Source organism: Microbacterium sp. P26 (assembly GCF_023712585.1).
GTDB classification, from domain to species: domain Bacteria; phylum Actinomycetota; class Actinomycetes; order Actinomycetales; family Microbacteriaceae; genus Microbacterium; species Microbacterium algihabitans_A.
In genome coordinates this window covers 1-383 of record NZ_JAMAXZ010000039.1, presented here as the reverse complement: position 1 = coordinate 383, position 383 = coordinate 1, and the positions used below count along the sequence as shown (strand labels likewise).

Annotated in this window: 1 protein-coding gene; it reads left to right on the top strand. The window is 59.0% G+C overall.

Annotation, left to right across the window (positions count from 1 at the left end):
• Window positions 1-53: 53 nt before the first annotated feature.
• Window positions 54-383: Holliday junction resolvase RuvX (ruvX, locus tag M3667_RS17220; protein ID WP_251509631.1), on the top strand; the 330-nt coding region annotated here is incomplete at its 3' end.

The window sequence follows — 383 nt, the reverse complement described above, 5'->3', positions numbered from 1 at the left end:
AAACTGATTGGTATCGACATTGTGACGATGCCAGGCGTCGCGGGGCATGCGTGATGAGCGGAACCTTTCTCGGCTTTGACTTTGGCACCAAAAGCATCGGCGTGGCGGTGGGACAACGCATCACCGCGACCGCACGACCATTACCGGCGCTGAAGGCGCAGGACGGTAAACCGGACTGGAACGTCATCGAAAAACTGCTTAAAGAGTGGCAGCCTGAGGCGGTAATCGTCGGCCTGCCGCTCAATATGGACGGCACCGAGCAACCGCTGACGGCGCGCGCGCGTAATTTCGCCAATAAAATTCATGGCCGCTTTGGCGTCGCGATCCTTCTCCACGATGAACGGCTGAGTACGGTTGAGGCCCGCGCGGGCCTGTTTGAACAC